11 protein-coding genes are annotated in these 9,727 nt (G+C 43.2%); 10 read left to right on the plus strand and 1 reads right to left on the minus strand.

Annotation, left to right across the window (positions count from 1 at the left end; all coding sequences use genetic code 11):
* The coding region (locus tag ACXJIN_RS00750; protein ID WP_456398673.1) for an IS110 family transposase at window positions 1-286 on the minus strand (286 nt) is incomplete at its 3' end.
* Between the two features lie 180 nt (window positions 287-466).
* Between ACXJIN_RS00750 and ACXJIN_RS00755 the strand changes: the two genes are divergently transcribed.
* The 10 genes from ACXJIN_RS00755 to ACXJIN_RS00800 all read left to right on the plus strand — a co-directional run.
* Entirely contained in the window at window positions 467-1,402 is a 936-nt protein-coding gene (locus ACXJIN_RS00755) for an aspartate carbamoyltransferase catalytic subunit (protein WP_456398675.1), read from the plus strand.
* The gene (locus ACXJIN_RS00760; protein ID WP_456398676.1) at window positions 1,389-1,610 is read left to right on the plus strand and encodes a hypothetical protein; all 222 of its coding nucleotides are present in this window, start codon (window positions 1,389-1,391) and stop codon (window positions 1,608-1,610) included. Before ACXJIN_RS00755 ends, ACXJIN_RS00760 begins: the two co-directional genes overlap by 14 nt.
* Window positions 1,556-2,623: a dihydroorotase gene (locus ACXJIN_RS00765; RefSeq protein WP_456398678.1), complete on the plus strand. Its 1,068-nt coding sequence runs from the start codon at window positions 1,556-1,558 to the stop codon at window positions 2,621-2,623. Before ACXJIN_RS00760 ends, ACXJIN_RS00765 begins: the two co-directional genes overlap by 55 nt.
* Window positions 2,608-3,288 carry an iron-sulfur cluster-binding protein gene (locus ACXJIN_RS00770; protein WP_456398680.1) on the plus strand — a complete coding sequence of 227 codons (681 nt, stop codon included), beginning with the start codon at window positions 2,608-2,610 and terminating at the stop codon, window positions 3,286-3,288. Before ACXJIN_RS00765 ends, ACXJIN_RS00770 begins: the two co-directional genes overlap by 16 nt.
* Window positions 3,276-4,184, plus strand: a complete 909-nt coding sequence (locus tag ACXJIN_RS00775) for a dihydroorotate dehydrogenase (protein ID WP_456398682.1) — start codon at window positions 3,276-3,278, stop codon at window positions 4,182-4,184. The genes ACXJIN_RS00770 and ACXJIN_RS00775 overlap by 13 nt, the downstream gene beginning before the upstream one ends.
* Window positions 4,181-4,948, plus strand: coding sequence for an orotidine-5'-phosphate decarboxylase (pyrF, locus tag ACXJIN_RS00780; protein ID WP_456398683.1), 768 nt, complete (start codon window positions 4,181-4,183; stop codon window positions 4,946-4,948). The genes ACXJIN_RS00775 and pyrF overlap by 4 nt, the downstream gene beginning before the upstream one ends.
* Window positions 4,949-4,951: 3 nt before the next feature.
* Window positions 4,952-5,524, plus strand: a complete 573-nt coding sequence (pyrE, locus tag ACXJIN_RS00785) for an orotate phosphoribosyltransferase (RefSeq protein ID WP_456398685.1) — start codon at window positions 4,952-4,954, stop codon at window positions 5,522-5,524.
* Window positions 5,525-5,832: 308 nt separating this feature from the next.
* Window positions 5,833-6,810, plus strand: a complete 978-nt coding sequence (locus tag ACXJIN_RS00790) for a methylenetetrahydrofolate reductase (protein ID WP_456398689.1) — start codon at window positions 5,833-5,835, stop codon at window positions 6,808-6,810.
* A 12-nt stretch (window positions 6,811-6,822) separates the two neighbouring features.
* Window positions 6,823-7,431 (plus strand): methionine synthase, encoded by a 609-nt coding sequence (locus ACXJIN_RS00795; protein ID WP_456398701.1) that lies wholly within the window; start codon window positions 6,823-6,825, stop codon window positions 7,429-7,431.
* On the plus strand, window positions 7,428-9,727 hold a 2,300-nt coding region (locus ACXJIN_RS00800), incomplete at its 3' end, for a homocysteine S-methyltransferase family protein (RefSeq protein ID WP_456398702.1). The genes ACXJIN_RS00795 and ACXJIN_RS00800, both read left to right, overlap by 4 nt.

A 9,727-nucleotide genomic window follows, 5' to 3' on the forward strand; every position in this document is an offset into this window, starting at 1 on the left:
TCTTTGAATGTGAATAAGCTTTGAGAAAATGTTTTAGAGTGTATGGATGAAGCAACAGCACTTCAAAACCTTTTAAAGAGAGGAACTCATACAAACTCATGTGATAGACACCTGTCGACTCCATGGCAATAAGGACATCCTCATGGATGTTGAGAAGCTTTGAATGGAACTTTTCAAAGCCTCTTCGAGACTGACGAAAAGAAAGGTCTATGGATTTGGAGGAATCAGGATAGAGAATACAGACGTTGAATTTGTCAGAAGAAACGTCAATACCAATGTAAACCATTTTGAAAATCCTCCTTTCAACATTCCCATAATAGGTACGGTCTCGAAGACCATTACTCTGAAACGTGATAAGGAGAGGGACCCAATCCTTGTAGCAGGCTTTTATGCCTAGGAGGTAAACGGGTTTCTCCATTAAGATGTTTCATTTAACAACTATATTTTACATGGGAGGTAATGAAGAATGAGTATAGCTGGTAAAGACATATTCGACGTGGATGTGTTGAGCAAAGAGGACGTCTTGCAGATATTCCAAACGGCGAAAGAATTCAAAGAGGTTTTAAAAAGACCTATAAAGAAAGTTCCGGCTTTACGTGGAAAAACCGTGTGCACGCTCTTTTTTGAGCCATCTACGAGAACAAGAATGTCTTTCGAAATAGCGGCAAAAAGATTGAATGCTGACGTCGTTAACTTCTCATCCTCCACAAGTTCGTTAAAGAAAGGCGAATCTTTCAAAGACACGGTTAAAACGTTAGACGCAATGGGCATTGACCTGTACGTTATAAGGCACAGTGAACCGGGCAGCCCAATGATGTTAAAGAAATACACGAACGCCATAGTCATAAACGCCGGTGATGGCATAAGGGCTCACCCCACTCAGGCAATTTTGGACGGTTACACCATGTGGGAAAAGTTTGGAGAGCTTAAAGACCTGAAAGTGGTGATCGTGGGAGACATCCTTCACAGTCGCGTTGCCCGTTCAAATGCAAAGTTGCTGAAAAAGATGGGAGCAGACGTTACATTTTGCGGTCCAAAAAGCATGATTCCAATGAAAGCTGAAGAATACGGTGTAAGAATTTCGCACAGTGTCAAAGAAGCGATAAAAGGCGCAGATGTGGTAATGGGACTGAGAATGCAGCTTGAAAGGCAAACTGGCGGTTTCTTCTCTTCATTGGATGAATACAACGAATTTTACGGTTTGACGCCAGAAGTAATGAAGGGAACATCCAAATCTTCCATATTCATGCATCCAGGGCCAATGAATCGTGGCGTTGAGGTGGTGACAGAACTTGCGGATTCGGAAAATTCAAAGGTGGAAGAGCAGGTAACGAATGGCGTTGCAACGCGAATGGCACTTCTTTATCTCACTCTCGGAGGTGATAACGGTGTTAACTCTTAAGGGAGCAAAGGTATTCAATGGGGAAGAATTCATAGAAAATAAGGATTTTCATATCGAACTTTCGTCGCAAGAGGAGAAAGAGCTTAATTTGGATGGCATGTGGATTTTGCCGGGATTGATAGACACGCATGTGCATTTAAGAGTCCGGGGCAATTGTGGAGAGAGGATGTTTACTCCGGTACCAAAGCGGCAGCTCATGGGGGTATAACAACCGTTTTTGCGATGCCAAACACAACGCCCGCCATAGACACGGAACATGCGGTGATTTATTTAAAGGAAAGGGCAAAAGAAGCATCGGCTGATGTTAAGATCGTTGGTGCCATCACGAAAGGAAGGCAGGGAAAAGAACTTTCGGAAATGGGAAGGATGGCAAGAGCTGGTGTGGTGGGATTTTCAGATGATGGGGCGTTCTTGAACGACTCCGCGCTCGCCCGTCATGCGATGGAATACGCCTACGAACTTATAATTTCTCACTGTGAAGAGCAGTATCTCAAAGGTGGCCACATGCGCGAAGGATGGTATTCGACCCTTTATGGTGTGTATCCCACTCCTTTTGCCGCGGAATCGATAGCCATAGCAAGGGAAATAGAGTTGTCCTATCTTACCAAAGCCCACGTTCACATAGCACACATTTCCACGAAAAGAAGCGTTGAGCTGATAAGGCACGCCAAAGCGGACGGAATAAACGTTACCTGCGACGTCTGCGTTCATCACCTGCTTTTTACAGACAAAGATATCGAAGATTACGATACGTCAAAGAAGATCAACCCACCATTCCCAACAGAAGAAGATCAAAAAGCGCTTTACGAAAGTTTAGAAGATGGCACAATAGACGCGATCATAACTGACCACGCGCCTTACGCCGTTCATGAAAAGGAAGTGGAGTTCCAGGCGGCTCCCTTTGGAATAATCGGCTTTGAAACCTTGCTCAACGAACTGTTCATTGTATCAAAGCGAGGGATAAAGATTGAAAAGCTCCTTTCGCTGGTTACCTCTAAACCGGCAAAATTGTACGGAATGGATGGTGGAACGATAGAAAGCAAAAACCCAACTGATTTCACCGTTTTCGATCCCAACGATGAATGGGTACCCTCTCCTCAGACACTCTTTTCAAAATCACGGAACACGCCATTCTTGAACAAGAATTTAAAAGGAAGGGTGTTGGCAACCTTCCATGATGGAAAGAAAGTGTACGGTGATACGAAATGGAAGCTGATGTAAAAGCTATGAAGTACTCTTCACAGAAAGAGTACTTTCTTTTATCTTTTGAATACGATGGAAAAGATGAAATAGAACCCGGTCAATTCTTTCGCTTGAAAACCCCGACGGGCCCATACATAGCCAGGCCTTACAGCGTTTACGACTTTGAAGGTGGAGTTTTGACTTTCCTTATAAAAAGCGGTGGCGAATTTGAAGAACATTTAAAAACGTCCAAGAAAATCATTTTTGATGGCCCACTGGGAAATGCGATCCCATCTTTGGATAATCCTTTACTCATTGCGGGAGGAGTTGGGTACGCCCCGCTTCATTTTTACGCGAAACGAAACAAATCTCATCTGATAGTGGGTTCAAAAGACGAAGAATTGTTTAATCTAGTGGATATCCCTCCAGCTTCTGTTTACACAGTGGAGCCGACTACCGCCCTTGATGTGGCAAAGCATTCTCCAACGACGAACATAATAGCCTGTGGACCAATTAAAATGCTGTCAAGCGCAAAAGAGATTTTTAGGGATAGAAATTTATTTCTCATTCTGGAAGAAAAAATGGCATGTGGAAGGGGAATGTGCGAAGGATGTGCCGTTATGACGTCTGACGGTGTTAAGTTTGTTTGCAAAGATGGCCCCACTTTTTCAGCAAAAGAGGTGAATTTAAATTGGAGAAATTGAAAATAGAAGTGGCTGGAATAGAGTTTAAAAATCCAATCGTGATAGCTTCTGGGCCAGCTGGATTTGGAGACGAATTTTTCAAATACGTTTCCCCTTCAACGATAGGCGGATTTACGACAAAAACCGTTACTCCTCAACCAAAGGATGGCAACTCACCTCCCAGATTGGTTTACACGAAAGGTGGATTGCTAAATTCCATAGGGTTGCAAAATCCCGGCGTGGACACTTTTGTAAGAGAAGTGGCTCCCAATCTTCCCAAAGAGACCGTAAGGATAATATCCATAGGCGGTGAAAATGTTCAAGATTTTTTGGAAGTTGGACAAAAAGTTGAAGAGTTTGCCGATATGATAGAAATAAACCTTTCCTGCCCCAATGTGAGAGAAGGTGGCACGATATCATCTAACGAAAAATTATCATCCGAAATACTTTCCGCATGTTCCCATTCGTTAAGCAAACCCCTCATTGCAAAGCTTTCGCCAGATGGTGATATTTTGAAGCAGGCAGAAATCGCTTTGAAAAATGGCATCAAGATCGTAAACGTTGGGAATTCCCTTCAAGGGGCAAAATTCAACATAAACGACGGGAAGCCCTTTTTGAAAAGGGTGGTAGGAGGTTTAAGCGGACCAGCACTTTTACCAATCACTTTGTGGAAGGTTTATCAGGTGAAGGCGAGGTTCCCGCAACTCGAAATCATAGGACTCGGGGGCGTGAATGAACCAAAAGATGTTCTCGAATGTGCTATAGCAGGGGCTTCCCTCGTAAGCATGGGAACGCACGCGATGATCGAACCAGAAGGTATAGATGATTTTATCTTAAAAACGGAAAAGCTCTTGGAGGAAAGAAAAATATCTTTCAAAGAATTGGTGGGATGTTCACATAGAGGAGGTTACAGATGAACTTCGTTGAAAAGTTTGAAAAGAGAAGAAAAAGAGTTAAAAATGTCCTTGTCGTTGGATTGGATACAAACGTTGAAAAATTACCGGAAGGTTTTTCAAAAGACGCAAGTGGCGTTTACGAACACAACAAGCGAATTGTAGAGATGACAAAAGATATAGCGTGCGCTTACAAAATAAACTCCGCATTCTACGAAATGCTTGGCCCAAGCGGAATGGAAGCTTTGAAAAAGACAAAAGACTTGATAGACGAGGATATACCAACGATTTACGACTTCAAAAGAGGGGATATAGCTTCAACGGCGGAAGCTTACGCCAAAGCCGCCTTTGAATTCTACGGCTTCGATTCCGTAACCCTATCTCCTTACATGGGTTGGGATGCAGTGAAGCCCTTCATGGAATACGAAGGCAAATACGCTTTTCTTGTTTGCCTTTCGTCGAATAAAAGTGCGGTTGACTTTGAGTATCACGGCAATCCGCCGCTTTACATAGAAGTTGCGGAATCGGTTTTGCCATTTAGTGATAAATGCGGTTTAGTTGTAGGCGCAACCGTCGCAAAAGCTCTGGAAGAAGTGCATGAAGTGGCTCCAAAGGCTTTGATACTCGTGCCGGGTGTTGGGACTCAAGGGGGAAATGCGCAAGATGTTATGTCTTCATCCGCAAGAAATCAGGTACTTGTCAACGTTTCCAGGGCGATAATCTTTGACAAAGATCCGCGAAAAGCCGCTCAAAAATACGCAGAACAACTAAGATGGGAGGAAAGGTGAATCATGGAACTTATCAAGATGCTTGAAAAAAGTAAAGCACTTTTGAAGGGGCATTTCTTGCTTTCTTCCGGACTTCATTCAGACACTTACATTCAATGCGCGAAGCTTCTCGAAAATACTCATTACGCTCAAGAAGTGGGAAAAGCTTTGGCCGAAAAACTCAAAATATTTGAGCCCGATTGTATCGTCTCACCGGCCCTTGGTGGGGTGGTAATAGGGTATGAAGTTGCACGCGTGTTGGGAATTAATTTCATTTTCACAGAAAGAGATGGAAGCGGGGAAATGGTCTTCAGACGAGGCTTCGATCCAACCATTTACAAAAGACCCGTTGTCGTTGAAGACGTGGTGACAACCGGGAAATCCACAAGGGAAGTTTTAAAAATTTTAAGGGGAAATGGCGTATCGTCGGTGGCAACTTCCGCTATAGTGAGCAGACAGCGGCGAGAAGACATAGATGGCCTGCCGTTCGTTTGTTTAGAAACCATTCAAATAAAGGCGTTTAAACCTGAAGAATGCCCGCTTTGTAAAACTGAGGTTCCGTTGGTAAAGCCAGGCTCCAGAAAGAAGTTTTATTAGACCTCAGCCGCGCCAAGATTAAAAACATAACTTTTCATCGAATGATTCTTACGAAATTTTTTCGTGATTTAGTCTGTTTGCTTGACATATAAGAATATTAAGTGTTAAAATTAAAGGAATTGTTTTTTAGGAGAAATCGATCATGCAATTGTTGAAAGCGGTTAGAAAACTTCACTTTGGAACTGTCATGATGTGCCGAAAAGGGGCCTGGCGAGCGTTTCGGCCATAGTTTCGTGGTGAGAAAAATGCTGAGTCAGGCGTTCTTTATTATAAAGAACGCCTTTTTTGTTTCGTTGAGAGGTGATGATATGAAGATAAGAGACATTTTGAAAGAAGAGGATAAAACTTTTCTTTCGCTGGAATTCGTTCCACCAGAACGCGGAGGCTCGATTGATGACATCATAAGGGTTATGGACACTCTTATGTCGTTTTCGCCGAATTTCATAAACATAACCAACCACCCTCCGATAACGCATTATGTGGAGATGGAAAACGGAATTGCGAAAATGCGGTTGAGCAAAAGGCCGGGAACGATTGGCTTGGCGGTGGCCATGAAATACAGATACCCATCCGTAGAGGTGATCCCTCACATCGTGTGCAAAGGCCTGAGCAAGTACCAATTAGAAGATCTTTTGATAGAATTGAACTACCTTGGTGTTGAGAATCTTTTCGTTATCAGGGGAGATGCAGGCGTATCAGATGGAAATGAAAGGCCTAAGGATGAATGGAAATACGCAAAAGATCTCGTCAAGCAGATTTCCAACATGAACAAAGGAGTGTATCTTTATCCTGTTGACAACGCGGTTCCCACCAATTTTTGCGTGGGAGTAGCCGGATATCCAGAGAAGCATTACGAATCCTTGAATTTTGAAGAAGACATTCAGCACCTAAAGGAAAAGGTGGAAGCCGGAGCGGATTTTGTTATAACCCAGATGTTTTTTCATTTTGATGTTTATAAAAGGTTTGTCGATGCCACGCGCGAGGCTCACATAGATATACCAATAATTCCTGGAATCAAGCCGGTTGTCAGCCTTCGTTCACTGCGAAACATACCCAAAAGGTTCTTTGTAAACATCCCCTCAGAATTGGTAAAATCAATGCAGGAAGCGAAGACTCCAAAAGAAGAATGGATGGCGGGAATTCGTTACATGTCGAAGCTTGTTGAAAGATTATTGGATTATGGCGTTCCGGGTATTCATGTGTTCACAATGGGGCATGGAAAATCAACCAAAGATCTTCTGAAAGCCGTTTTTGGAAGGCAAAGAGTGACAGGACAATTCTCATGAAAGGAAGAAGTCATGAAGAAATTCGATGTTCAGCCTCAAAAAGTAAAGATTCCTGAAAGGGTTATAGCGGCACGATTGGGCTTTAAAGGAGTCGGAAAGATCCCTCAAGAATTCGTCACGATATACGAAGACGTGTATGAGCTGGCCATGAAAATTGCCAGTCCAAAGGCGATCGTTAAGGATTACGAAGTTTTATCGCGTGATGAAAAAGGAATAGAAATAGAAAACTTGAAAATAACCGGAAAATTGGCGCTCTCTCAACTTGGACAAAGCGTGGAAATCAGCGCGATGCTCGTTACACTTGGGCACAAATTTGATGATGAGATTTTGAATTCCCATGAAAATGGAAACGAATTGAGATCCTTCATGTTGGATTCCATAGGTTCAGAACTCGTGGAATTCACCGCGAGATACGTGGATGGAATGCTAAGGGAAGAAAAGGACACAAAGAATTTAAAGGGAAGCGCGCGTATTTCACCTGGATACGTTGACCTTCCTCTGAAATTAAACCTATGGTTTGCAAAGGAAATGGGAAGTGAACTGGAGGTTCTTTGCGACGAGGAAAGTTTCATTTTCGTTCCAAGAAAAACGATATCAGCGTTTATAGGGTGGTCAAAATGAAAAGAGAAGAATTGAAGAAGATTTTAAATGAAAGGGTTTTAGTGCTGGACGGTGCTTACGGCACAGAATTGGCAAAAAGAGGGTATCCAGATGTACCAGAAAAAGTCGTGTTGGAAAACCCTCAAGCGATAAAAAAGCTTCATGAAGATTACATACGAGCCGGTGCGAACGCCATACTCACCTCTACTTTTGGGGCAAACGACGTTAAGCTTTCAAAATTTGGCCTGGAGAGCCACCAAGAAAAAATAGTTGATTCTGCCGTTAGAATCGCAAAATCGGCTTCAAATGGATCCTTGATATTCGGAGATATAGGCCCAACGGGAGAGCTGCCTTATCCCATTGGTGAAATGAAATTTGACGATTACTTCAACACCTTTAAAAAGGTGGCGTCGCTTATCTTAAAAGCCGGAGTCGATGCCATCATCCTTGAAACGTTCACGGATATAATGGAATTGAAAGCCGCCGTGTTGGCGGTGAGAGAACTATCCAAGGAGATCTTTCTCATAGCTCATCTCACCTTTGATGAAAATGCGCGCTCTCTTACCGGCACAGATCCAACCAACTTTGCGCTTACCTTCAACGATTTAGATGTCGATGCGATAGGCGTGAATTGCTCACTTGGTCCACAGGAAATTCTTCCGATCTTCGAAGAAATTTCCAAATACTCCGACAAAATGCTGGTTGTGGAGCCAGACGCCGGAGCTCCGATTTTAAAAAACGGCAAAACCCATTATCCGGTAGGGCCTCAAGATTTCGCTTTTTACGTTGATTCTTTTTGGGAGGCAAAGGCAAACATAATAGGCTCCTGCTGTGGATCCGATCCAACTTACACGGCTGCCATTTCCAAAAGGGTTGGAAAACGTTCGCCCATAAAAGAAGAGGCAAAAAAGGTGTTCGCTTTCACATCGCCAACCGACATAGCCGATCTCGATGACTTCGTTGTGATAGGAGAAAGGATAAATCCAGCCGGAAGAAAGAAATTACAGCAGCACATGAAAGATAAAAATATGGACGCGGTTATGAAAGTGGCCACCAGCCAAAAAGAAGCGGGCGCAAAAGCTCTGGACGTCAACTTTGGCCTTGAACAATTCGTGGACGTTGGGTTCATGTCCGATACCGTTAATTCAATAGCCTACAAGTTAGGAACTCCAATATCCCTTGATATTCAATCTTTTGAAGCGTTGGAATACGTGTTAAAAAGATATCCTGGGCGCGCGTTGGTAAATTCAAGCAGGGCTGATGAAGAAGAACTCGCCAAGAAGTTGGAATTGATAAAATCCTATGGCGGCATGTTGGTGGTGCTGTCTATGGAAGAAGGCGTTCCAACATCCTTTGAAGATAGGAAAAAAGCCATAGAAAAAGCGTTGAAGATGGCGGAAAGCTTTGGAATTTCGAAAGAGCGATTGGTCTTTGATCCCATAATTCTTGCGGTTGGCGCGGGAGCATCTCCAAAGGAAACTTTAAAAGCGATAGAATATTTAAACGAATCTGGCTTAAAAAGCGTGGTGGGATTGTCGAACATATCTTTTGGAATGCCCAACAGATCGTATTTGAATGCGGCTTTTCTGGCTATGGCAGTTTCTTGTGGATTGAATTCCGCGATTATGAATCCAAAAGATCAAAACGTGATGCAGATGTTGGAATCTTCTCTCATTCTTAACGGAAAATCTTTGGAATTGAAAGTGCAAAAAGGCGAAGGAGATACCAACCAACTTGTAGATCTGATTCTGTCAGGAGAAGAAAAAAAGTTGTTGGACTACGTTGACGAACTTCTGAAAGCCGAAGAACCGTTGGACGTTATAGAAAATCATCTTAAACCAGCCATGGATGTTATTGGCGACATGTACGATAAATCCAAGATCTTTCTTCCGCAACTCATCCTGGCAGCGCAAACCGCGCAAAAAGCTTTTGAAAAAGTTCAATCGCTCTTTGAAAAGAAGGAAAGCTCCGAAAAATTCGTGATAGCCACCGTAAAGGGAGATGTTCATGACATAGGAAAGAACATAGTGGCAACTATACTGAGAAGCGCAGGTTACGACGTTGTGGATTTGGGAAGGAACGTTGCGCCCGAAAAGATAATCGATGCCATAAAATCTGAAAAGCCGGTGATGCTTGGCCTTTCCGCCATGATGACTACCACCGCTCCTAAAATTCAAGAAACCATCGAAAAGATGAAAGAAGAAGGAATATCTCTACCGGTAATAGTTGGAGGAGCATCGCTGAATGAAGAACTGGCAAAAGATCTTGGCGCCGATTTTTACGCTCAAAACGCCACGGATGCGGTTAAGGCTCTTAA

The sequence above is a fragment of the Mesoaciditoga sp. genome, assembly GCF_054006115.1.